Origin of the sequence: Campylobacter sp. CFSAN093246, assembly GCF_012889415.1 — a bacterium.
GTDB classification, from domain to species: Bacteria; Campylobacterota; Campylobacteria; order Campylobacterales; family Campylobacteraceae; genus Campylobacter_D; species Campylobacter_D jejuni.
This window is the reverse complement of the sequence record NZ_CP040613.1, coordinates 250,259-274,050: the sequence shown is the minus strand read 5'-3', so window position 1 is coordinate 274,050 and position 23,792 is coordinate 250,259. Positions and strand designations below refer to the sequence as shown.

The 23,792-nt window shown below is 31.7% G+C and carries 26 protein-coding genes; 18 read left to right on the top strand and 8 right to left on the bottom strand.

Annotated elements, in window-relative coordinates:
- The first annotated feature begins 6 nt into the window (after positions 1-6).
- From modA to FBE87_RS01425, 4 genes are read left to right on the top strand one after another with little or no spacing between them, the layout of a single operon-like run.
- On the top strand, positions 7-756 hold the full coding sequence (gene modA / locus FBE87_RS01440; RefSeq protein WP_052798914.1) for a molybdate ABC transporter substrate-binding protein: 750 nt from the start codon (positions 7-9) through the stop codon (positions 754-756).
- Complete coding sequence (locus FBE87_RS01435) at positions 753-1,154, top strand: molybdenum-pterin-binding protein (protein WP_002857328.1); 402 nt, start codon at positions 753-755, stop codon at positions 1,152-1,154. Before modA ends, FBE87_RS01435 begins: the two co-directional genes overlap by 4 nt.
- Complete coding sequence (gene modB / locus FBE87_RS01430; protein WP_002857391.1) at positions 1,147-1,821, top strand: molybdate ABC transporter permease subunit; 675 nt, start codon at positions 1,147-1,149, stop codon at positions 1,819-1,821. Before FBE87_RS01435 ends, modB begins: the two co-directional genes overlap by 8 nt.
- Positions 1,818-2,702 (top strand): sulfate/molybdate ABC transporter ATP-binding protein, encoded by an 885-nt coding sequence (locus FBE87_RS01425; protein WP_002816233.1) that lies wholly within the window; start codon positions 1,818-1,820, stop codon positions 2,700-2,702. Before modB ends, FBE87_RS01425 begins: the two co-directional genes overlap by 4 nt.
- 84 nt (positions 2,703-2,786) lie before the next feature.
- Here the strand turns inward: FBE87_RS01425 and FBE87_RS01420 are convergent, their stop codons facing one another.
- Positions 2,787-3,560: an OXA-61 family class D beta-lactamase OXA-193 gene (locus tag FBE87_RS01420; protein ID WP_002783228.1), complete on the bottom strand. Its 774-nt coding sequence runs from the start codon at positions 3,558-3,560 to the stop codon at positions 2,787-2,789.
- Positions 3,561-3,780: 220 nt separating this feature from the next.
- Between FBE87_RS01420 and panB the strand changes: the two genes are divergently transcribed.
- The 3 genes from panB to panD are packed head-to-tail and all read left to right on the top strand — an operon-like array spanning position 3,781 to position 5,841.
- Positions 3,781-4,605, top strand: coding sequence for a 3-methyl-2-oxobutanoate hydroxymethyltransferase (gene panB, locus FBE87_RS01415; RefSeq protein ID WP_002783229.1), 825 nt, complete (start codon positions 3,781-3,783; stop codon positions 4,603-4,605).
- A gap of 10 nt (positions 4,606-4,615) precedes the next feature.
- Positions 4,616-5,464: a pantoate--beta-alanine ligase gene (gene panC / locus FBE87_RS01410; RefSeq protein ID WP_100621791.1), complete on the top strand. Its 849-nt coding sequence runs from the start codon at positions 4,616-4,618 to the stop codon at positions 5,462-5,464.
- The gene (gene panD, locus FBE87_RS01405; protein ID WP_002857482.1) at positions 5,461-5,841 is read left to right on the top strand and encodes an aspartate 1-decarboxylase; all 381 of its coding nucleotides are present in this window, start codon (positions 5,461-5,463) and stop codon (positions 5,839-5,841) included. Before panC ends, panD begins: the two co-directional genes overlap by 4 nt.
- A 62-nt stretch (positions 5,842-5,903) precedes the next feature.
- On the opposite strand, the gene FBE87_RS01400 is transcribed toward panD, so the two are convergent.
- The 3 genes from FBE87_RS01400 to surE are packed head-to-tail and all read right to left on the bottom strand — an operon-like array spanning position 5,904 to position 7,771.
- Positions 5,904-6,362 (bottom strand): GNAT family N-acetyltransferase, encoded by a 459-nt coding sequence (locus tag FBE87_RS01400; protein WP_002857453.1) that lies wholly within the window; start codon positions 6,360-6,362, stop codon positions 5,904-5,906.
- Positions 6,346-7,005, bottom strand: coding sequence for a tRNA cyclic N6-threonylcarbamoyladenosine(37) synthase TcdA (locus FBE87_RS01395; protein WP_002860322.1), 660 nt, complete (start codon positions 7,003-7,005; stop codon positions 6,346-6,348). The genes FBE87_RS01400 and FBE87_RS01395 overlap by 17 nt, the downstream gene beginning before the upstream one ends.
- Positions 6,995-7,771, bottom strand: coding sequence for a 5'/3'-nucleotidase SurE (surE, locus tag FBE87_RS01390; protein WP_002854555.1), 777 nt, complete (start codon positions 7,769-7,771; stop codon positions 6,995-6,997). The genes FBE87_RS01395 and surE overlap by 11 nt, the downstream gene beginning before the upstream one ends.
- A gap of 254 nt (positions 7,772-8,025) precedes the next feature.
- On the opposite strand from surE, the gene FBE87_RS09165 reads away from it, so the two are divergent.
- The 11 genes from FBE87_RS09165 to FBE87_RS01340 all read left to right on the top strand — a co-directional run bounded on the left by FBE87_RS09165 (position 8,026) and on the right by FBE87_RS01340 (position 18,057).
- Positions 8,026-8,247: a glycerol-3-phosphate transporter gene (locus FBE87_RS09165; protein WP_002857419.1), complete on the top strand. Its 222-nt coding sequence runs from the start codon at positions 8,026-8,028 to the stop codon at positions 8,245-8,247.
- Positions 8,238-9,197 carry an MFS transporter gene (locus tag FBE87_RS01385; RefSeq protein ID WP_002857303.1) on the top strand — a complete coding sequence of 320 codons (960 nt, stop codon included), beginning with the start codon at positions 8,238-8,240 and terminating at the stop codon, positions 9,195-9,197. Before FBE87_RS09165 ends, FBE87_RS01385 begins: the two co-directional genes overlap by 10 nt.
- A gap of 263 nt (positions 9,198-9,460) precedes the next feature.
- The gene (peb3, locus tag FBE87_RS01380) at positions 9,461-10,213 is read left to right on the top strand and encodes an AcfC family glycoprotein adhesin PEB3 (RefSeq protein WP_002857286.1); all 753 of its coding nucleotides are present in this window, start codon (positions 9,461-9,463) and stop codon (positions 10,211-10,213) included.
- A 96-nt stretch (positions 10,214-10,309) separates the two neighbouring features.
- Entirely contained in the window at positions 10,310-11,404 is a 1,095-nt protein-coding gene (lpxB, locus tag FBE87_RS01375; protein WP_002858730.1) for a lipid-A-disaccharide synthase, read from the top strand.
- A gap of 11 nt (positions 11,405-11,415) precedes the next feature.
- Entirely contained in the window at positions 11,416-11,901 is a 486-nt protein-coding gene (gene greA, locus FBE87_RS01370; RefSeq protein ID WP_002858660.1) for a transcription elongation factor GreA, read from the top strand.
- A gap of 9 nt (positions 11,902-11,910) precedes the next feature.
- Positions 11,911-12,669, top strand: coding sequence for a UDP-2,3-diacylglucosamine diphosphatase (locus tag FBE87_RS01365; protein WP_323468479.1), 759 nt, complete (start codon positions 11,911-11,913; stop codon positions 12,667-12,669).
- Entirely contained in the window at positions 12,662-13,618 is a 957-nt protein-coding gene (locus FBE87_RS01360; RefSeq protein ID WP_002851778.1) for a chemotaxis protein, read from the top strand. The genes FBE87_RS01365 and FBE87_RS01360 overlap by 8 nt, the downstream gene beginning before the upstream one ends.
- 3 nt (positions 13,619-13,621) lie before the next feature.
- Complete coding sequence (locus FBE87_RS01355; protein ID WP_002851649.1) at positions 13,622-15,931, top strand: chemotaxis protein CheW; 2,310 nt, start codon at positions 13,622-13,624, stop codon at positions 15,929-15,931.
- A 4-nt stretch (positions 15,932-15,935) separates the two neighbouring features.
- The gene (locus FBE87_RS01350; RefSeq protein ID WP_002826355.1) at positions 15,936-16,457 is read left to right on the top strand and encodes a chemotaxis protein CheW; all 522 of its coding nucleotides are present in this window, start codon (positions 15,936-15,938) and stop codon (positions 16,455-16,457) included.
- The gene (gene serB, locus FBE87_RS01345) at positions 16,457-17,080 is read left to right on the top strand and encodes a phosphoserine phosphatase SerB (RefSeq protein WP_002851598.1); all 624 of its coding nucleotides are present in this window, start codon (positions 16,457-16,459) and stop codon (positions 17,078-17,080) included. Before FBE87_RS01350 ends, serB begins: the two co-directional genes overlap by 1 nt.
- A complete protein-coding gene (locus tag FBE87_RS01340) occupies positions 17,080-18,057 on the top strand; it encodes a transaldolase (RefSeq protein ID WP_002851728.1) in 978 nt (325 codons plus the stop codon). Before serB ends, FBE87_RS01340 begins: the two co-directional genes overlap by 1 nt.
- On the opposite strand, the gene FBE87_RS01335 is transcribed toward FBE87_RS01340, so the two are convergent.
- From FBE87_RS01335 to FBE87_RS01320, 4 genes are all read right to left on the bottom strand, one after another.
- A complete protein-coding gene (locus tag FBE87_RS01335; protein WP_002851686.1) occupies positions 18,058-18,480 on the bottom strand; it encodes a hypothetical protein in 423 nt (140 codons plus the stop codon).
- Positions 18,477-21,746, bottom strand: coding sequence for a carbamoyl-phosphate synthase large subunit (carB, locus tag FBE87_RS01330; RefSeq protein WP_052796133.1), 3,270 nt, complete (start codon positions 21,744-21,746; stop codon positions 18,477-18,479). The genes FBE87_RS01335 and carB overlap by 4 nt, the downstream gene beginning before the upstream one ends.
- Before the next feature lie 260 nt (positions 21,747-22,006).
- Positions 22,007-22,756: a rod shape-determining protein MreC gene (gene mreC / locus FBE87_RS01325; protein WP_002859838.1), complete on the bottom strand. Its 750-nt coding sequence runs from the start codon at positions 22,754-22,756 to the stop codon at positions 22,007-22,009.
- Positions 22,746-23,786 (bottom strand): rod shape-determining protein, encoded by a 1,041-nt coding sequence (locus FBE87_RS01320; RefSeq protein WP_002857495.1) that lies wholly within the window; start codon positions 23,784-23,786, stop codon positions 22,746-22,748. The genes mreC and FBE87_RS01320 overlap by 11 nt, the downstream gene beginning before the upstream one ends.
- Positions 23,787-23,792: the final 6 nt, after the last annotated feature.

The following is a 23,792-nucleotide window of genomic DNA, read 5'->3' as shown; positions in this document are numbered from 1 at the left end:
AACTAAATGAAAAAGTTTGTAGTATTTTTTGGGATTTTGCTTTTTGTTTCGTGTTTAAATGCGCAAAATTTAAGTATTTTTGTAGCTTCTTCAGCTTCAAAGGCGATGAGTGAAGTTAAAGATGAGTTTTTGAAAACACATCCAGAAGATAAAATAGAATTGGTTTTTGGTGCTTCTGGAAAATATTATGAGCTTTTAAAACAAGGAAGAGAATTTGATCTCTTTTTTTCAGCGGATACTAAATATGCTAAGGCTATTTATGATGATAAAAATGCTTTAATAAAACCAAAAGTTTATGTTTTGGGAGTTTTGGCTTTGTATAGCTTGGATGAAAATTTACTCCAAGGAGGCGTTGAAAATTTAAAAGAAAAGGCAAACAAAATCACGCATCTAAGCATAGCCAATCCTAAAGTAGCTCCTTATGGAGTAGCAGCTAAAGAAGTGCTTGAAAATTTGGGTTTAAATGAGCTTCTTAAGGATAAAATCGTTTTAGGCGAAAATATCTCAGTGCCTGTTTTACATGTAGATAGCAAAAATTCAGATATAGCTATAGTGGCTTATTCTTTAGTTTCTTCTATCAATCATCCTAAGGGTAAGGCTGTTATAATTGATGCAAAGTATTTTAGCCCTTTAGAGCAAAGTTATGTCATCACAAAATACGCTAAGGATAAAAAATTAGCCTTTGAATTTAACGAATTTATTGACTCTTCAAAAGCAAAAGAAATTTTTAAAAAATACGGATTTAGCACACCATGAACCTTATAAAAGGACAAATTTGTGAGCTTTTAAATCAAGAGGATATAGTTATTGTTAAAATACTTTCTAAAGAAGTGATTTTTAGTGTTTTAATGCTTGAATTAAAATCTTTAGAAAATTTAAAAATTGGTGTGAGTGTAGAACTTCTTTTTAAAGAGCATGAGCTTTGTTTTAGCGCAAGCAAAACTCTTTTAAGTGTTGAAAATTCTTTTTTAGCTAAAATTACAAAAATTAAAAAAGGCAAACTTTTATATCAGGTATTTTTTGATTTTAAAGGTAATGAACTTTCTAGTATTATCACCAAAGAAAAAGCTTTAGAACTTGAAATTTGTGAAAATCAAGAATGGCTTTGTTTTGTAAAAGCAAATGATATTGTATTAAGGAGTCATAGTGCTTGATCCAGCTTTTTTACAAACCCTTTATCTTACTTTTAAACTTGCTTTTATCACGACTTTTATCCTTTTTTTTATCGGTGTTTTTTTAGCTTATTTGTTAAGTTTTGTGCGTTTTCCTTTTAAAACAATCCTTCAAAGCTTTATTTCCTTGCCTTTGATTTTACCTCCTAGTGTTTTGGGATTTTATTTGCTTGTAACTTTTTCGGCTAATAGTTTTTTAGGGCAAGTTTTAAAAGAATATTTTAATCTTTCTTTGGTTTTTAGTTTTGAAGGTCTTGTTTTTGCTTCTTTGATTTTTTCTTTGCCTTTTATGGTAAATCCTTTGCAAAGTGCCTTTTCATCGATCAATCCAAATTTGCTCGATGCTTCTTATAGTTTAGGTAAAAGTAAAATTTATACTCTTTTTAGAGTGATTTTACCTAATTCTAAAGCAGGAATTTTTAGTGCTTGTGCGATGAGTTTTGCCCATACTGTGGGTGAATTTGGAGTCGTGATGATGATAGGAGGACATAAACAAGGTGAAACTTTAGTGGCTAGTATAGCTATTTATGATGAACTTGAAATCTTAAACTATAGCTTAGCCCATCAATATGCTTTTATATTGTTTATTTTTTCTTTTTTAGTACTTTTTAGTCTTTATTTTATCAATAAAAAAATGAGTTTTCAATGATAAGAATTGATATCAATCATCCTATGAATACCGCTAAAGGAAGACTGGATTTAAATTTTAAAAAAGATATAGAATCAGGAAAAATTACTGCACTTTTTGGCGAAAGTGGAGCAGGAAAAACCACTCTTTTAAAAATCATAGCGGGACTTATAAAGCCTAAATTGGGGCGTATAGAAGTAGATAATGAACTTTGGTTTGATTCTTCAAAAAATTTTAGTTTAGCTTTACAAAAAAGAAAAATTGGTTTTGTTTTTCAAGATTATGCGCTTTTTCCAAATATGAATATAAAAGAAAACATCGCCTATGCCGCTAGTTCTAAAGCAAAGGTTAGCGAGCTTTTAGCCTTAATGAAGCTTGAAAATTTAGCTAAAATTTATCCTAAACATTTAAGTGGGGGGCAGGCACAAAGAGTAGCTTTAGCAAGAGCTTTAGCAAGAGAACCAAAAATCTTGCTTTTAGATGAACCTTTGAGTGCTTTGGATTTTAAAATGCGTGCCAATTTACAAGATGAATTAACCAAGATTTTAGAGTATTTTAAAATAAGTACTTTATTGGTAAGTCATGATCTAGCTGAAATTTATAAGTTAAGTCATAGAATTTTAGAGCTTAAAAACGGAAAAATTATTAAAGATTTTCCTAAAAATGAATTTTTTACTCATTCAAATATCAGCGCAAAATTACGCTTAAGTGCAACTTTGCTAGAAATTAAAAAAAGTGATATTTTAGTGGTTTTAACCTTGCTTTTAAATCAAGATATTATTAAAATCACTCTTAGTGAAGAGGAATTTCTAAAAGCTTATCAAGATGTAAAAATCGGCGATACGCTTTTGCTATCCATAAAAGCCTTTAACCCTATCATCGTAGGAAAACTTGATAAATAAGAGCAAAAATTTAATTTTTTAATGAGTACTTTAAGTGTACGCAAATCATACAATTAAGTATTTTTGCATTTTACGAAATACTCACTAGCCATCATTTTTAACTTTTTTTACAAGTTCATCTAAATATTTTTCTAAAATTTTTTCTCTTTTATATAAATCTTCAAATTTATCAATATCTAAATTTAGCGCGAAAGCCTTATATTTATTTTCATCTTTTAAATACACAAAACCTACAATCCAAGCAATTTTTTGCTCATCATTAAAACCTGTTTTTCCAAAAAGCTCTAAATTTTCCATATTTTTTAAATAAATCATTTCCTTAACACTATTCATTGCTTCTTGAGAAAAAGGTAAGCTATTTTGTGAAAGTCTAAAAAGCAAAATTGCTTGTTCTTTAGCGCTTATTTTTAGTGAGTTGTCAAGCCAAAAAGTATCGATCTTGGAAATTTTAGCATTACCATAATGAAGCTTGTTTAAATATTCTTGCATAGTTTTGATACCAATTCTTCTTGCCACTTCTTTAAAAGCAAGAACATTAGAATATTTTATAGCTGAACTTAAATTCATATCTTGCGCCCAAGAAGATAAAAATACTTTTTCACCTCTATAGTGATAAAAAATTTCTTTTTTAGTTTTTATCACACCACTATCAAGTGCAATTAGAGCATTAAAAATTTTAAAAGTGGAAGCGGGAGAGAAAGTCTCCATAGCCCTTGAAAAGTCGTTACTCGCCCAAGTTTTTCCATCATAAAAAACAAAAGTGCCGCTTGTATTATACTCTTTAAACCAATTATTTAATATCTTATCTTGCCCAAACACTAAATTTAAGAAAAGTAAAAATAAAGTTATTTTTTTCATAAAATATCTTTCTATTTAAATAATTTTAAACAAAATACTTTTTAAAGCTTTATTTTCTTTAAATATCCTTTAACATGAACTGAAATTTTCTAAATATTGTAACCATTAAAGCAATCCATCGATTAAATATAACTTACTTTATCATTCATTTACTATTTATGAAAAATTATATGCTAGTTTTTTGCTTATTATTTTATAGCTAAAAATTGAGGTATGCAAAATGAGAAAAAGTATGATTAGTTTTTTGGAAAAAAAGGCCAAAAATGAAAAAATAACCATGGTAAGTGCGTATGATTATCATAGTGCAAGAATTTTAGACAATAGCGATATAGATATTATATTGGTTGGAGATTCATTAGCCATGACGGTACTTGGTATGCAAGATACTTTAAGTGTTACTATGGATGAAATGTTGATTTTTACCAAAGCTGTTTCTCGCGGAGCTAAAAAGTCTTTCGTACTTGCTGATATGCCTTTTATGTCTTATCAAAGTTCAGATCGTGACGCTATCTTAAATGCCTCAAGATTTATCAAAGAAAGCCACGCAAATGGGGTAAAAGTGGAAGGGGGTATAGAAATCGCAAGTAAGATTAAATTGATTTCCCAATCAGGAATACCCGTCGTTGCTCACCTAGGACTAACCCCACAAGCTGTAAATATGCTAGGTGGCTATAGGGTTCAAGGTAAAGATTTACAATCAGCCCAAAAAATTATAGATGATGCAAAAGCTGTGCAAGATGCGGGTGCTTGTATGTTGGTTTTAGAATGTGTGCCTGTAAAACTAGCACAAAAAATAAGCTCTATTTTAGAAATTCCAACAATCGGCATAGGTTCAGGCAAATACTGCGATGGACAAGTTTTAGTTTATCACGATCTTTTGGGTTTAAATAAAGATTTTAAAGCAAAATTTGTAAAGCATTTTGATAAAATTGATCCTCAAGTAGGAGTTGAAAAATATAGAGATGAAGTTAAAAGCGGTATTTTTCCTTCCCAAGAGCACAGCTTTGATTATTTAGATGATGAATTATTAGATAAATTATACTAAGGATACAAATATGCAAGTCATTACTTCTGTCAAAGAAGCAAAACAAATTGCAAAAGATTGGAAATCACATCAACTTAGTATAGGCTATGTTCCAACCATGGGTTTTTTACACGATGGACATTTAAGTTTAGTCAAACATGCCAAAACACAAGATAAGGTTATAGTAAGTATCTTTGTAAATCCTATGCAATTTGGGCCTAATGAAGATTTTTCTAGTTATCCAAGAGATTTAGAACGCGACATTAAAATGTGTCAAGATAATGGCGTTGATATGGTTTTTATCCCCGATGCAACTCAAATGTATCTTAAGAATTTTAGCACCTATGTAGATATGAATACGATCACTGATAAACTTTGCGGGGCTAAAAGACCGGGGCATTTTAGAGGCGTTTGCACGGTTTTAACTAAATTTTTTAATATCCTAAACCCTGATATAGTCTATATGGGGCAAAAAGACGCGCAGCAATGCGTAGTCGTTAGGCATATGGTTGATGATTTAAATTTTGATTTAAAAATTCAAATTTGTCCTATCATTAGAGAAGAAGATGGCTTAGCTAAAAGCTCTAGAAATGTATATCTTAGCAAAGAAGAAAGAAAAGCGTCACTAGCTATATCTCAAAGCATTTTTTTGGCTGAAAAATTAGTCCGAGAGGGAGAAAAAAATACTTCTAAGATCATCCAAGCTATGAAAGATATTTTAGAAAAAGAAAAACTAATCAAAATCGATTATATAGAATTAGTCGATTTTAACACCATGGAAAATATCGAAAATATCACTGATAATGTTTTAGGAGCGGTGGCTGCTTTTGTTGGAAAAACAAGACTCATTGATAATTTTTTAGTACAAGGATTAAAATGAATATCACTTTACTCAAATCAAAAATACATCGCGCAAGCGTAACAGAAGCTAGGCTTGATTATATAGGAAGTATAAGTATAGATGAAAAATTATTGCAAGCGAGTGGAATTTTAGAATACGAAAAAGTCCAAGTAGTCAATGTCAATAATGGCGCTAGATTTGAAACCTATACCATAGCCACGCAAGAAGAAGGAGTTGTATGCTTAAATGGTGCTGCGGCTCGTCTTGCAGAAGTGGGAGATAAGGTGATCATCATGTCTTATGCTGATTTTAATGAAGAAGAAGCAAAAACATTTAAACCAAAAGTTGTTTTTGTGGATGAAAATAACACTGCTACAAAAATAACAAATTATGAAAAACACGGAGCTATTTTCTAACATCTAGCTATTTTTGTAATTTTTTCTATCTTTTAATCCATTATTTTTGCTTATCTTAACTTCTAGTTTTTATAAACCACATCTTTTTTCATTAAAAATTTTTTTAAATTTTGTCCCTCTTTGATAACCTTGTTTTCCCTTATAAGTTCAAAACCATTTTTTAAGAAAAAATCTTTAGCACTTAAGGATGCGAAAGTGTAAATTTCATTATGCAAATAAGTTTTTAAAATAAAATCAAGTAAATTTTGTGCTAAACCTTGTCTAACAAAATCAGGATGAGTAAAAAGCAAATCAAGCAATTTCTGCTCTTGTTTAACACTTATAAAACTTGCGATTTTTCCTCTTTTTTCATAGACAAAGATCTCATCATATTTAAATTTTTCTTCCCATTGTTGTCTATCAATTTTAATCCAAGCACAAATTTGATCTTTTGTATAATCCTTAGCACAAAGTGTTTTTACGCTTTGCTCAAAAAGCGACAAACAAGCATTTAAATCTTTAATATCAGCTTTTCTTAGCAAGAACTTTTCTTAATGCCAAGCTGGCTAGGGCTAAACCAAAAGATGCAGTCACACCCATAAAAGATCCAAGATCTTTACAATGCGCTTCCTCATCTGAAAATACCACATCAAAATTTCCCTTAAAGCCTGATTTTCTAAGCTCATAACGAAATTTTTTCGCTAAAGCATCGCCGTGAGTTTTAAAAATACTTGTAGTTTTAATGCGTGTTGGATCAAGCTTTCTAGCTCCACCTGTTGAGGAGATAAAAATTTGTTTTTTAAAATCTATAAGATGAGCCAAAGCTACTTTTGCAGGAATATCATCAATGGCATCTATGATAAGATCAAACTCGCTTAAATCAAAATTTTTTAAAAAATTTTCATCGATTTTACTGACTATACCTTTAACCTTATAAATTCTTTCAAATACTTTAGCCTTTTCTTCGCCTATATTTTCGCTATGAATTTGGCGATTTTGATTAGTGATTTCAAATTTATCCGCATCGATTAAAGTAAGGTTTTTAAAACCACTACGATAAAGCGCATCAACGCAAATTCCACCCACTCCACCAAGTCCGCAAACCAAAACTTTTGTTTGTGAAATTTTTTGAAATTTTTCTTCTCCAACTAGCCATTTTATACGTGTAAATCTATCATTCATCATTTGCCTTTAACCATTTTTTAACTTTTTTCATTCTTTCATAAGCTGTAAGATCCAGCATTATAGGTGTTATTGTAGCGTAGCCTTTTTTAAGTAAGGCAATATCGCTATTTTTCTCATCTTCAAAGTCTAAATTCGCCGCTGCAAGCCAATAGTACTCTACTCCTCTCGGATTGACATTTGAATGGGCTTCAAAATTATAAACCCTTTTGCCTGCTTTACAAATTTTAATGCCTTTGATTTTTGATTTTGCAGGAAAATTGATATTTAAAAATTCTTTTTTTTCCAAAGGAAAACCTTTATCAAAAATATTTTGAATGATTTTTTTGGTAATTTGTAAAGCATTTTTATAGTCTAGTTCTTTTTCGCTTTTTTTATAAAATTGAGAAAGAGCGATAGCAGGAATTCCTTGTAAAACCGCCTCCATAGCTCCTGCGCAAGTTCCTGAGTAGGTAATATCCTCGCCTACATTAGCACCTTTATTAATCCCACTTATTACAAGATCAGGCAAACGCTTTTTGTATAAAGCATGCAAAGCAAGATAAACACAATCTGCTGGAGTGCCATCATCAAGTTTGTAAAATCTTTTTCCCACTTTAACAAAACGCAAAGGTTTGGTTAGGGTTATAGAGTGCGAACAAGCTGATTTTTCACTAGCAGGAGCTACTATGGTGATCTTGGCTTTAAATTCTTTTGTTAACATCTTAATGAGTTTTTTAAGTCCTTCGCTTTCATAACCATCGTCATTAGTGATAAGAATTTCTTTCATTGTCTTCCTTGCAAAAGATAAAAATCTGGATTTTAACATATTTTTTTAAAGCTTCATAGTATAAAATTTTAATTTTTAAATTATATAAATTTCGTATTATTTTTAATTATTTTTTTATTTTATATCGATTAACATTATTTAAACTATAAAAATATAAAGTTAGTAAGGATGGTTTAAATATGTTTGATTTTTTCAAACCTAAGGCAAAAGCTATTAAATTTCCTCTTTAGGAAATTTTACCTAGATATTACAAAATGAGAACTTGGAGTTTAAGTGGGGTTTTTATAGGATATATGGGATATTATCTTGTGCGAAATAATATCACTCTTTCAACTCCATTTATACAAAATCAACTTAATCTCAGTAAATCAGACATCGGAACAATCACAGGCTCAATGCTTATAGCTTACGGGATTAGCAAGGGTGCAATGAGCGTTATAAGCGACAAAGCTGATCCTAAAAAATCATGGCTTTAGGTCTTATTTTATGTGCTCTTGTAAATGTTTTACTTGGTTTTTCAAATTCTTTTTACGCTTATGTAGGTTTTGTTATCGCGCTTGGGGTTTTTCAAGGTATGGGGGTAGGTCCTTCTTTTATCACTCTTGCAAACTGGTATCCTAAAAAAGAGCGGGGAATTTACACGGCCGTTTGGAATATCTCACATAATATAGGAGGCGGGATAGTTGCTCCTATAGTTTCGCTTTCAGGTTTTGCTTTGGCAGCATTATTGGGTGTGAGTATGGCAAATTTTAACGAAACATATTGGCACATGAATCATTTTTATACTCCTGCTGCTTGTGCAGTTATCATTAGTCTTTATGCGCTTTATGCAGTTAAAGGAAATCCTAAAAATGAAGGTTTGGTTGATATTACTGAAATCAATGAAATGCGAGGGATTAAAACAGAAGAAATCAAAGCTATAGAAACTCCAAATTTAAGCAGTTTTGAAATTTTTTATCATTATGTACTTAAAAACAAAAATGCTTGGTATGTGGCTTGGATGGATACTTTTGTTTATATGGTGCGTTTTGGGCTTATTTCTTGGCTTCCTATTTACTTGCTAGAAACAAAAGGCTTTAATAAAGAACAAATAGGTATTGCCTTTTGGCTTTTTGAATGGGCTGCTATACCTTCTACTTTACTTGCAGGATATATTTCAGATAAAATTTTTAAAGGCTATAGAATGCCTCCTGCTATAGGCGCCATGGTTATTATTTTCTTTATGATTATTGGATATTTTACTTCAAATAATCTTTATATGGTTATTTTCTTTGCAGCTATGGCGGGGTGTTTAGTCTATATACCACAATTTTTAGCAAGTATGCAAACTATGGAAGTCGTTCCTGCTTTTGCAGTAGGATCTTGTGTAGGACTTCATGGCTTTATGAGTTATGTAGTCGGCGCTTCACTTGGAACAAAAGCATAGGTTGGGCTGTGGATTACTATGGTAGTTGGAATGCTGGTCTTATCATGCTCCTTAGTGCTTGTATTCTTTGTATACTTTGTTCTACTTTATGTCATTTTAGCGCTAAAAAGAAGCATCAATAACAATTTTAACTTTTGCTTGCAAAAATACCAAGCAAAAGTTAGATTTTAATAATATTTTTGTTACATTATAACTATTTATTAACATACAATTTCTAAAATCTTACCTTCAATCAATAAAAATTTATCATAAAAGGAAATACTATGAAAAAAATTATTACTTTATTTGGTGCATGTGCCTTAGCTTTTAGTATGGCAAATGCAGATGTAAACCTTTACGGACCAGGTGGCCCACACACGGCCTTAAAAGATATAGCAAACAAATATAGCGAAAAAACAGGCGTTAAAGTAAATGTAAATTTTGGCCCTCAAGCGACTTGGTTTGAAAAGGCTAAAAAAGATGCAGATATTTTATTTGGCGCTTCAGATCAATCGGCTTTAGCTATAGCGAGTGATTTTGGAAAAGATTTTAATGTGAGTAAAATCAAGCCTTTATATTTTAGAGAAGCCATCATACTTACTCAAAAAGGCAATCCTTTAAAAATCAAAGGTTTAAAAGATTTGGCTAATAAAAAAGTAAGAATCGTTGTGCCTGAAGGTGCTGGAAAGAGCAATACTTCTGGAACTGGAGTTTGGGAAGATATGATAGGTAGAACTCAAGATATAAAAACCATACAAAATTTTAGAAACAATATCGTGGCCTTTGTTCCAAATAGTGGAAGTGCAAGAAAGCTTTTCGCACAAGATCAAGCCGATGCTTGGATCACTTGGATTGACTGGTCAAAAAGCAATCCTGACATAGGAACTGCCGTAGCTATAGAAAAAGATTTGGTTGTTTATAGAACTTTTAATGTGATAGCTAAAGAAGGTGCGAGCAAAGAAACACAAGATTTTATTGCTTATTTAAGTTCTAAGGAAGCTAAAGAAATTTTTAAAAAATACGGCTGGAGAGAATAAACCTTCATACACGCTTTTTAGCGTGTATTCTTGCATAACTTCTTTTAATTAAGCCAAAATAAGATAAAATGTTTAAAATATTGATAAGGAAATTTTTTGAAAACCTTTTTAGTTTGTGCTTTAGAGCCTTCAGCAAATTTGCATTTAAAAGAAGTTTTAAAAGCTTATAAAAAAGATTTTGGTGAATTTGAACTTCATGGGATTTATGATGAGAGTTTATGCAAAGAATTTGATTTAAATTCTAAACCACTTTATAGCTCACATGAATTTAGTGCTATGGGTTTTATAGAAGTTTTACCTTTGATTTTCAAAGCAAAAAAAGCTATAAAAGAACTTGCAAATTTAAGCTTTACTCAAAAAATAAATGGGATTTTATGTATAGATTCACCCGCTTTTAACATACCTTTTGCTAAAGCTTTAAAAAAAGCAGGCAGTAAAATTCCACGCATTTATTATATCTTGCCTCAAGTTTGGGCGTGGAAAAAAGGTCGCATACCTATCATAGAAAGTCATTTTGATATTTTAGCTTCTATTTTGCCCTTTGATAATCAATTTTTTAACAAAAGCACCTATATAGGCCATCCGCTTTTAGATGAGATAAAAGAATTTAAAAATCAAGAAGACATTAATCATACATTTTCAAAAAAAGATGATGAAAAAACTATAGCCTTTTTACCAGGTTCAAGGCGTAGTGAAATTAGGCGTTTAATGCCTATTTTTAAAGAACTTTCTCAAAAATTTAAGGGTAAAAAAATTCTTTGCGTTCCCTCATTTAATCTTGAAAAATTAGAAGTTTATGGTGATATTAGCGAATTTAAGATAGAAAGTAACACTCCAAAAGTGCTTAAAAAAGCTGATTTTGCCTTTATTTGTAGTGGAACAGCTACTTTAGAAGCAGCTTTAGTGGGAACTCCTTTTGTTCTTGCTTATAAGGCAAAGGCTATCGATATTTTTATCGCAAAACTTTTTGTAAAATTAAAACATATAGGACTTGCAAATATTTTTTGTGATTTCGCTGGAAAAGAAGCTTTAAATCCTGAATTTTTACAAGATAAAGTCAATGTTTTAAATTTATATGAAGCTTACAATAAATATGATTATAAGGCATTTTTTGCTAAAGTTGATTTTTTAAAAGAATATTTACAATTTGGAAGTGCTAAAAATTTAGCAAAAATCCTAAACGAAATATAAAAGGATAAATCATGCAAAAAGAACCAATGAGTCAATTTGGCTATGATAAGTTAGCCGCAGAATTAAAAGATTTAAAAGACAATCAACGCCCTGCCGTTGTAATAGAAATCGATACAGCAAGAAGTCATGGGGATTTGAAAGAAAATGCTGAATACCATGCTGCAAGAGAAAAGCAAGCTTTGATAGAAAGTCGTATTGCAGAGCTTAGTGACTTGCTAGCAAGAGCTCAAGTGATCGATCCTTCAAGCTATGAGCACGATAGTGTGAAATTTGGTTCAAGTGTTGTGATCATGGATTTGGATACAGAAAAAGAAAGCAAATATACTCTAGTAGGAATTTGCGAAGGAAATTTAGATAAGGGTTATATTTCCATCGCATCTCCAATAGCAAAAGCTATGCTTGGAAAAAAAGAAGGAGATGATTTTAAAGTGCGTTTGCCAAAAGGTGAAAGTGAATTTGAAATCCTTTCTATAAATTATGAGCCTTTGAAATTTTAAGGATAAAAAATTTTACTACAAAATGGAGCGATTTTAATCGCAGATGCTCATGAAAATGAACAAAGAAAGGGATTTTGGGAATTTTTACAAGCCTTAAAAAAAGGTAAAATTTCCACCCCTCAACTCATACTTATAGGTGATATTTTCGATTTGCTTATAGGCGAAATCTCTGCTACACATGAATTTGCTAAACCTTACATAGAACTTTTAGAAGAATTGGCCTTAAAAATTGAAATTATCTACTTAGAAGGCAATCATGATTTTAATCTTTCTTGTTTTTTTAAAAGGGTAAAAATTTTTAACTTACAAGAGCAGCCCATAAAGCTTAATTTGCATACAAGTAAAGGTAATAATCTTGTTTTAAATAGTGCTTTTATAAAATTAGCTCACGGAGATATTTTTTTACCACCTCTTTTACAATTTACTCTGAAAACATTAAGAAATCATTATTTGCTTGTATTTTTGAATTTTTTAAATATTATTACTCGTAATTTTATTTCAAATAAAATTCTTCAAAATCAAAACAAAAAAAACCTTTTTTATCAAATAAAAGATTTTGAAAATTTAGCGAAAAAAAGATATGAAAAATATGAAAATTTAGGATTTTGGGTATGTGAAGGACACTATCATCAAAATCATCAAATCAACAAAGAAAACATTAAATATCTTAACTTAGCTAGTTTTGCATATGAGAGAAGTTTTTTTGTAGTAGAATATCAGCAAGAAATCAAATTTCGAGAACAGAAATTGAGGGGTCAAAATGTTTGATGAAAATATCGTGAAAACGGGTTCAAATGAAATGGAGCTTGTCGATTTCCGTATCTTTAAGCAAGGGCACGATAAAGTCTATGAAGGAATTTATGGTGTAAATGTTTCTAAGGTAAGGGAGATTATAAAAATCCCAAGCCTTACAGAACTTCCAGGTGTACCTGATTACATCGAAGGAATCTTTGATCTTCGTGGAGTGGTTATACCTGTAGTCAATCTTGCCAAATGGATGCAAATCACTGAGCCAGAAAGCACTATGCTAAAACCTAGAGTTATTATTACTGAATTTAGCAATATTCTTATTGGTTTTATAGTTCACGAAGCAAAAAGAATTCGTAGAATAAACTGGAAAGATATAGAACCAGCAACTTTTTCTACAGGATCAGGTGCTTTAGATAAAGGTAAAATTACAGGTGTAACACGCATTGAAAATGATGAAGTGTTGCTAATTTTAGATCTTGAAAGTGTTGTTGAAGATTTAGGAATTTACGCTCCAAAAACAGATATAGATTTTGGAAAAATAGAAAAATTTACTGGAACAGCACTTATACTTGATGACAGCATGACTGCTAGAAAACGCGTCAAAGAAATGATGCAACAGATGGGCTTTCAAGTTGTTGAAGCTAAGGACGGCGTAGAGGGTATAAACAAATTAGAAGAATTAAGCCAAATTTATGGTGAAAGTTTAAACGATACTTTAAAAATTATAGTAAGCGATGTCGAAATGCCACAAATGGATGGTTTCCACTTTGCTGCACGCATTAAAGAAGATCCAAGATTTAAAGATATTCCTATAGTCTTTAACTCATCTTTATCAAATGAATTTATGAATGAGAAAGGTGTTCAAGAAGCTGGTGGAGAAGGCTATCTTGTCAAATTTAACGCTAGCGATTTCTTCAATGAAATTGCAAAGGTTATTAAAAAACATCAATCTCAAGAACAGGGGTAAAATATGGAAGATATGCAAGAAATACTTGAAGACTTTTTGGTTGAAGCTTTTGAGCTTGTTGAGCAAATCGACCATGATTTAGTAGAGCTTGAATCAAATCCAGAAGATTTAGAATTATTAAATAGAATTTTCCGTGTTGCACATACGGTTAAAGGATCATCAAGCTTCTTAAATTTTGATGTTTTAACAAAGTTAACTCACCACATGGAGGATGTTTTAAACAAAGCAAGACATGGCGAGTTAAAAATAACTCCAGATATCATGGATGTGGTTTTAGAGTCTATTGATAGAATGAAAACTTTACTTAATTCCATTCGTGATAATGGCAACGATACTGCTATTGGTATGGATATAGAACCAATTTGCGCAAGATTAACAGCTATTTCAGAGGGAGAGTCTCCTGTTGTGGCAACAGATTCAAATGAAAAATCTATTCCACAAGCAGAACTAGAAGCACCAAAACAAGAAATAGCTACTCCAGAACCTGAAGTAGATGTTAATCAATTAAGTGATTCTGAAGTTGAAGCTGAAATAGAAAGACTTTTAAAAGTTAGAAAAGCTGAAGATCAAGCTCGTCGCGCACAAAAGAAACAAACAACAAATGCGGCACCTAAACCGACTAACAATACAGCAAATAAACCTACGGAAAGTGGAGAGAAAAAAGTTCCTGCTTCAGGTAGTAATGCTAGCAGTATGGATCAAACCATACGCGTGGAGGTAAAAAGATTAGATCACTTAATGAATCTAATTGGAGAGCTTGTTTTAGGCAAAAACCGTTTGCTTAAAATTTACGATGATGTTGAAGAGCGTTATGAAGGAGAAAAATTCCTTGAAGAACTTAATCAGGTTGTAAGTCAATTAAGTATTATTACAACTGATGTTCAGCTTGCTGTGATGAAAACAAGAATGCAACCTATAGCAAAAGTTTTCAATAAATTCCCAAGAGTTGTTCGTGATTTAAGTCGTGAATTAGGAAAGCAAATAGAACTTGAAATTACAGGTGAAGAAACTGAACTTGATAAATCTATCGTAGAGGAAATTGGCGATCCTATCATGCATATGATTAGAAATTCATGTGATCATGGTGTTGAGGATCCAGCAACTCGTGCAGCGAATGGAAAACCTGAAAAAGGTATAGTACAACTTAAAGCTTATAATGAAGGCAATCACATCGTTGTAGAAATTACAGATGACGGTAAAGGACTTGATCCAAATGGCTTAAAAGCAAAAGCTATAGAGAAAAATTTGATTACCGAAAGAGAAGCAGATCAAATGACAGACAAAGAAGCTTTTGCTTTGATTTTCAAGCCTGGTTTTTCAACTGCGGCTAAAGTAACAAATGTTTCAGGTCGTGGTGTAGGAATGGATGTTGTTAAAACCAACATCGAAAAACTTAATGGGGTAATTGAAATTGATAGTGAGTTAGGCAAAGGAAGTTCATTTAAACTTAAAATTCCTCTTACCTTGGCAATCATTCAATCTTTACTTGTAGGAACTCAAGAGGAATTCTATGCAATTCCACTTGCAAGCGTTCTTGAAACAGTTAGAGTGCCAATTGATGATATCTATACTATCGAAGGTAAAAATGTATTACGCTTAAGAGATGAAGTGCTTTCTCTTGTGAGACTTTCAGATGTATTTGGAGTTAAACAAGTCCTTGAAAGCGGTGATCAAACTTATGTCGTTGTTATAGGGGTAGCAGAAAGCAAGCTTGGTATTATAGTAGATACTCTTGTAGGACAAGAAGAAATAGTTATTAAATCTATGGGTGATTATTTACAAAATATCCAAGGTATAGCAGGAGCTACAATCCGTGGTGATGGTAGAGTGACATTAATCATTGATGTAGGTGCTATGATGGATATGGCCAAAGAAATTAAAGTTGATATTAAAGCGCAATTAGAATCAAGTGCCAAAAAACCTAAAGAACAACCAAGTGATTATAAAGTCTTAATTGTAGATGATTCTAAAATGGATAGAACTTTAATGCAAAAAGCTTTAGAACCGCTAGGAGTTAGTTTAATCGAAGCAACAAATGGTGTTGAAGCATTGAATATTATAAAATCTGGCGAACATGATATTGATGCAATGCTTATAGATATCGAAATGCCAAGAATGGATGGATACACCTTAGCTGGTGAAATTAGAAAGTATTCTAAATATCGCAACTTACCATTGATAGCAGTTACTTCAAGAACAAGTAAAACTGACCGTTTAAGAGGTGTTGAAGTGGGTATGACTGAATATATCACTAAACCTTATTCTCCAGAATACTTGGAAAATGTGGTTAGAAAAAATTTGAAACTAGGATAAGAATATGAGTAATGAAAAATTAGAGCAAATTTTGCAAAAACAGCAAACTCAGATGGCTGGTCCTGATGTCGATCAAAGAGAAGATGATATCATCCAACTTGTTGGCTTTGTAGTTGGAGATGAGGAATATGCGATTCCAATTCTTAATATACAAGAAATCATCAAACCTATAGAATATACTAGAGTTCCTAGTGTACCTGATTATGTTCTAGGGGTTTTTAATATGCGTGGTAATGTTATGCCGCTCATTGATCTAGCTCAACGCTTTCATTTAGGAAGTTCTAAAATGACACCTCAAACAAGATATATTGTTTTAAGAGGTGAGACAAATGGAACTGGAGTTGGAGGAAATGCTGGTTTTGTTATAGATAGATTAACTGAAGCAATTAAAATTCACAGAAACAGAATCGATCCACCACCTGAAACTTTAGTTAAAGACAAAGGTATGATTTATGGTATAGGAAAAAGAGATGAAAATATCTTAACTATACTCAAAGTAGAAGCTTTGCTTAAGCGCGAATTTTAATGATTAAACTTTGTGTTTTTGACTTTGATGCTACTTTAATGGATGGTGAAACCATTGATATTTTAGCTACAGCGCATGGCAAGGGTAATCAAACAAGCGAAATTACCCGCCATGCTATGACTGGAGAACTTGATTTTTTCGAAAGTCTTCAAAAACGAGTAAGCTTTTTAAAAGGTATGTCTTATAAAAAAGTTTTAGAATTAAGTAGCACACTTCCACTAATGCGTGGAGCACATGAACTTATCCAATATTTAAAATCTAAAAATATACAAATTGTTATTTTTAGCGGTGGTTTTCATGAAGGCATAAATCCTGCTATGCAAAAACTTGGAATTAACCTCGGTTTTGCAAATTATCTGCATCATAAAAATGACATTTTAACAGGGCTAGTTGGTGGGGAAATGATGTTTTCAAATTCAAAAGGCTTAATGCTACAACGATTAAAAAGCTTTTTAAATTTGAAAACAGATGAAGTGATGTGTGTTGGCGATGGGGCAAATGATTTGGCAATGTTTAACGAAAGTGGATTAAAGATTGCATTTTGTGCTAAAGAAATTTTACGTTCTCAAGCTGATATTTGCATAGATATAAAAGACTTAAAAGAAATAATAAAGGTAATATAATGAAAAATTTTTCTCTTTGGTGTGATTTTATAGAAAATAGTTTTTTAGATAATGAATTTTTAAATTTATTATCACATGGAATTAATGGCGCTACTTCAAATCCTGCTATTTTTAAAAATGCTATTTTAAATTCTCCAATTTATAAAGATAAAATTCTTAAATTAAAAGAAAAAAAAACAAAAGATATTTATGAAGAATTAGCAATTTCTGATATTCAAAAAGCAGCTGATAAATTAGCTCCTCTTTTTTATCAAAAAAATGATGGATTTATAAGTATTGAAATAGATCCAAGACTTCATGATAACACAACTCTTAGTTTAGGTGAAGCTAAAAGACTTTATAGTGCTATTGGCAAAGAAAATATAATGATTAAAATTCCAGCTACAAAAGCTTCTTATGAAGTAATGTATGAACTTATGAAAAATGGTATTAGCGTCAATGCTACCTTAATTTTTTCTCTTGAACAAAGTCAAAAATGTTTTGAAGCTTTAAATGCAGGTTTAGTCGAATTTAGAAAAAACAATATAGCCTTAAAAGAACAAAACACTAGAACACCACAAGCTGTTATAAGTATTTTTGTAAGTCGTTTTGATAGACTTTTAAATCCTAAGGCTAAGGAGCAAAATCGTATTGGAATTTTAAATGCAAATTTAGCTTATAACAATATCTACTCAAAAAATGAACCTAATATTCGCGCCTTGTTTGCAAGCACCGGAGTTAAAGGAGATGATCTGCCAAAAGACTATTATATCAAAGAACTTCTTTTTGAGAATTCTGTTAATACTGCTCCTCTTGATGCAATAGAGGCATTTAAAGGAAAAATGCATTTTAAAAAACCTTTAATGAATTTTGAAATTTATACAGAACTTAATCAAATCATTTCTCAAAGTGAACGAGAAAAAGCTTGCAATGACTTATTAAGTGACGGCCTAGAGCAATTTTGTATTGCTTTTGAAGATATTTTAAAAGCTCTTTAATTAACGTATTTTTATCATTTTATTCTTTGAAAGTTTTAATATTTTTGATGGGATATTTTCGAAAAATTTCTCATCAAGTATTATATCGGCAACACTTCTAGCCCATTCTTCATCAAATTCTTTTCCATGCTTGTTTGCCGAAGATGAATAAAAATAGCCATTTTTACTTAAAAAATTCGCATGTTTACACTCTTTCACAATACGAATGGCCTGATTATTGGGATAAATAAAAGTTGTTTTTTTAGAACGACGTACTAAATTTTTAAAAGATTTTGGAATTCTTGCTAAACTTTTTAACTCGCAAAATTTCGCAGAAGTGATTAAGCAAGGCTGATTTTTATCTCTACCTTTTAAAGCATTAATCTCTTCTAAATTTTTACTTAAAAATCCTACCGTAGTATCTGTTTGAGCTAAATAAATCAAGATTTAAGCCACTCTTGCAAACTCTTTACATCTAGGCAAGATTTACTCTGTATAGCTTTAATCGATTTTGCACCTGCTAAAGCTGATCGTAAATTTGTAAAATAAGGTATTTTAAAACGAATAATATTTTCACGAATTTTTTTCGTATCGCCTTTAAAACTGTGACTATCGCTTGTATTGATAACTAAGTGAATTTCCCCATTTTTCAATTTATCTTCAACATTGGGGCGTCCTTCTGAAATTTTATGTACAAGTTCGCACTCAAAACCACTTTCTAAAATTTCCTTGCAAGTTCCCCCTGTTGCCATAAGCTTAAAGCCAAGCTTTACATATTCTGCAGCGATTTTTTTGGTATATTTTTTATCCTTATCTTTTAAGGAGATAAATACCACGCCTTGCTCTGGAAGATGATTAAACGATGCAATTTGACTTTTCGCATAAGAATTTGCAAAATCCTTGCTTATACCCATAACTTCACCCGTTGAACGCATTTCAGGGCCTAATTCTAAATCACTTCCACTAAGTTTTGCAAATGGAAATACTGCTTCTTTCACGCTCATATATTTTGGAGTTTTAGGGCGTAAAATTTTAGTATCAAAATTAACCACTTTAAAAGTATCATAAAATTTTAAAGCTTCTTTTAAATTTCCTTGCCACATCACACGCGTTGCCACTTTTGCTAAAGGAATACCCGTAGCTTTACTAACAAAAGGTACGGTACGACTAGCTCTAGGATTTACCTCTATCATATAAAGCTCATTATTATGTAAAGCAAATTGTATATTTAAAAGCCCTACAACTCCCAAATTTAAAGCAATATCTGCGGTTTTTTGTGCAATAAATTCTTGCATTTTTTCATCGATATTGCAAGGCGGCAAAGAACAAGCACTGTCACCTGAATGAATTCCTGCTTCTTCTATGTGCTCCATAATTCCTGCAACATAAACATCTTTGCCATCACAAATCGCATCAACATCAATTTCTGTAGCATTGTCTAAAAACTGATCGATCAAAACAGGGCTTTTATCGCTTACATCCACAGCTTCTTGCATATAGAATCTCAGTTCAGCCTCATCATTTACCACGCGCATCGCACGCCCACCTAAAACATAACTTGGTCTTACAAGCACAGGATACCCTATATCACTAGCCTTAAGAACCGCTTCTTCTACGCTTGTTGCAGTAGAATTTTTTGGCTGATTGATACCTAGCTTTGTAATAAATTCGGCAAATTTCTTTCTATCTTCTGCCATATCAATTACTCTTGAGCTAGTACCTATAATCTTAGCTCCAAAAGCACTTAAACGCTTAGCAAATTTCAAAGGAGTTTGTCCACCAAAATGCACAATCACTCCATCAGGTTTTTCACGCTCAATCACCGCTCTTAAATGTTCGAAATCAATAGGCTCGAAATACAAAATATCACTTGTATCATAGTCAGTCGAAACGGTTTCAGGATTACAATTATACATAATAGTTTTAATACTCATATCTTTAAGCGCAAAAGAAGCATGTACGCAAGCATAGTCAAATTCTATACCTTGTCCTATGCGGTTTGGCCCCCCACCTATAATCATCACTTTTTTTTCTTTTTTATCCTTAGTATCGTTTTTACTTTGAGTGAGTTCGCTTACATTGATACTTGAATAAAGATAAGGAGTTAAAGCTTCAAATTCACCCGCACAAGTATCCACTTCACTAAATTCTGCGATGATTTTTTGCTTCATTCTTGCATAATAAATATCATTTTGGCTTAATTCTAAATTATCTTTCAAATTTACAAGCAAAGCTATCATTTTGTCTGAAAAGCCCATAGTTTTTGCTTTTCTCAAAAGAGCCTTATTGTTTAAAATATCCATATCAATTTGTTCTTCAAAATCTACAATTTCTTTAATCTGTGTTAAAAACCAAGGATCTATTTTACAAAGCTCATAAAGTTCTTCTACGCTAAAACCTTCCCTAAAAGCTTGAGCAACATAAAGTAAACGCTTTTCATTGGCATTGCGAATTTTAAAAACAAGATCATTTCTATCTTCAAATTTTACTCTATCAAAACCACTTAAAGAACACTCAAGCGAACAAAGTGCTTTTTGTATACTTTCTTTAAAAGTGCGTCCTATAGCCATCACCTCACCCACACTTTTCATAGCTGTACCTAAAGTTGTGTTTGCTCCTGGAAATTTTTCAAAGGTAAAGCGAGGAATTTTTGTTACAATATAATCAATCACAGGCTCGAAAGATGCAGGAGTTCCTGTAATATCATTTTTAATCTCATCTAAGCTAAAACCTACTGCCAAAAGTGTCGCAACCTTTGCTATAGGATAACCCGTTGCCTTAGAAGCTAAAGCACTTGATCTTGAAACTCTTGGATTCATTTCTATAACTATCATTCTTCCATTTTTTGGGTTGATAGCAAATTGCACATTACTTCCGCCTGTATCTACACCAATTTCACGCAAAATAGCAAAAGAAGCATTACGCATAACTTGATATTCTTTATCTGTCAAAGTTAATGCTGGAGCTATTGTAATACTATCTCCTGTATGAACTCCCATAGGATCGATATTTTCTATGCTACAAACTATGATACAATTATCCGCTCTATCGCGTATAACTTCCATTTCATATTCTTTCCAACCTAACAAACTTTCTTCAATCAAAATTTCATGAATAGGTGATAAAGCTAAAGCAGTATTGGTAAGTTCTTTAAATTCGTCCATATTGTAAACCACACCACTTCCAGCACCCCCTAAAGTATAAGAAGCACGGATCATCAAAGGAAAGCCGATTTCATCTACGGCTTTTAAAGCTTCGTCATAATTATACGCATACATCGATTTTGGCAAATCCATGCCAATTTTTTTCATACATTCTTTAAAAACCTGACGATCTTCGCCTTTTTTAATCGCCTCAGGATTTGCGCCTAAAAATTTCACATCTCCTAAAAGTCCGCTTTCATAAACTTCCATAGCAACATTTAACGCTACTTGTCCACCCATAGTTGGCAAAATTGCATCAATTTTTTCTTTTTTAATAATACTTAAAATACTTTCTTTTGTTATGGGTTCTATATAAGTCGCATCTGCAAATTCGGGATCTGTCATGATGGTTGCAGGATTTGAGTTGATTAATGCTACACGATATCCTAATTCTTTTAAAGTCTTTGCGGCTTGAGTTCCAGAATAATCAAATTCACAAGCTTGTCCTATCACAATAGGACCACTTCCTATAAGTAAAATGCTTTTAATATCTGTTCGTTTTGGCATAAATTTTCCTAAGAGCATAAATTTGGGCTGATTATAACAAAAATTAGTTTTATAAACTTTGAAATTATCGATATAATTTTAAAAAATAAACACTCTGCTTTTAATCTAGGAAATAATACATAAAGAAATTTAAGATTTTTTATAAAATTCTCATTCAATTATAAACATTTATTTGATAATTTAACAAAATTTTTAGCATTAAACAAAGTTATAATAATTAGCAAAAATATAGAAAATTTTTAAAAAGTCTAATCCTTGACTTATAAATTATCTACTACATATAAATAAGCAGGAATACTAATCTTAACATAAGGCTTTACTTCTACACTTTGATACATATCTTCATCATTAACTCTATTCACAATACCAACAGGTATATCTGAAAAGAAAATATTATCAAGTCCACTTGTTAAAATTTCATCTCCGGTATTAATTTTTGCCCATTTTGGAATAAATTTAACCACAATCCTGCCATCTTCACCCTGGATTAAACCTGGAGCTTTGGATTTTCCTATATAAACAGAAAAAACACACTGATCATCACCTTGTAAGAGAGCCATTGCTCTACCATTTTTATTAATAGCTATACCTGCAGTATATCCTTGATATATCAAACCACGGTTTTTACCAACGGGAATTTTGCTCCAATCTAACCATAATTTTTTATAATCATTCAATTGAACATAAGAAATAACTCTAGTTAAAGAAACTTGAGGTAAATATTTTGTAGAATTTTGATCCTCTAAAATACGATTTAATTGATTTGCAAAACTAGTTACCTTTACAGCAATATCTTCTAATTCTTTATTTCTAGCTTTTAGTTGCTGAATTTGATTTGCTTGATTAAAGTGTTCTGAAATTTTTTTTCCCAAATAATCTTTAATATTATAAAAATTACCTATAACAAAATCATTAACACGGAGAACATTTTGCTTGATAAGTCCTCCATAATAAAAAGATATAAAAACCAAAAAGGCTAAGACAAGAACATAAAAAATCTTATTCTTCATTGGTTAATTGTTGCAATAATGAAATTTCCTCTAAAGCTTTACCCGTTCCTTTTGCTACAGCTAAAAGCGGTTCATCTGCGATATAAACTGGCAAACGTACAATTTCACTTAAGTATTTATCAAAACCACGAATCAATGCTCCACCACCTGTTAAAACTACACCATTTTCTACTATATCACTTGCTAAATCAGGCGGCATCATTTCAAGAACCATTTTTAAAGCATCAGCAATTTCTTTTAAATACTCACGCATTGCTTCTCTTACATCTTCACTTGTAAGTTCAATACGACTTAAAAGTCCACTTACTTGATCGCGTCCTTTTACCACCATAGAAAGTTCTTTTGGAAGTTGTATTGCTGAACCTATGGTGATTTTGATCTCTTCGCCTGTTCTTTCACCTATGATAAGATTGTATTTTTCTTTTACATAATTAACTATACTCATATCAAGCTTATCTCCAGCTGTACGAATAGACTTTGAAATCACAAGTCCGCCCAAAGAAATCACTCCGATCTCAGTAGTTCCACCCCCTATATCTACTACCAAATTTCCTTTAGGTTCTTGTATAGGTAAACTTGCACCAATAGCTGCTGCCATAGGCTCTTCGATCAAAAATACCTCTCTTGCACCTGCACTTAAAGCACTTTCTCTTACCGCTTTTCTTTCTACTTGAGTTAAACCATAAGGAACAGAAATAATAATTCTAGGGCGTAAAAAACTTTTTCTACGATGTGTTTTTTCTATAAAATAGCGGATCATTTTTTCAGTCATATCAAAATCTGCAATCACGCCATCTTTCATAGGACGAATAGCTTCGATGTTACCTGGAGTTTTTCCCACCATATCTTTAGCTTCTTTACCTACGGCTAAAATTTTTGCTTTGGAACCATACCTTTCTCTTTCAACTGCTACAACAGAAGGCTCGTTTATCACTATACCCTTATCTTTTACCAAAACTAGCGTATTAGCTGTTCCTAAATCAATCCCCATATCACTAGAAAAAAATCCTATAAGTTGATCTAATATCATTTCTAT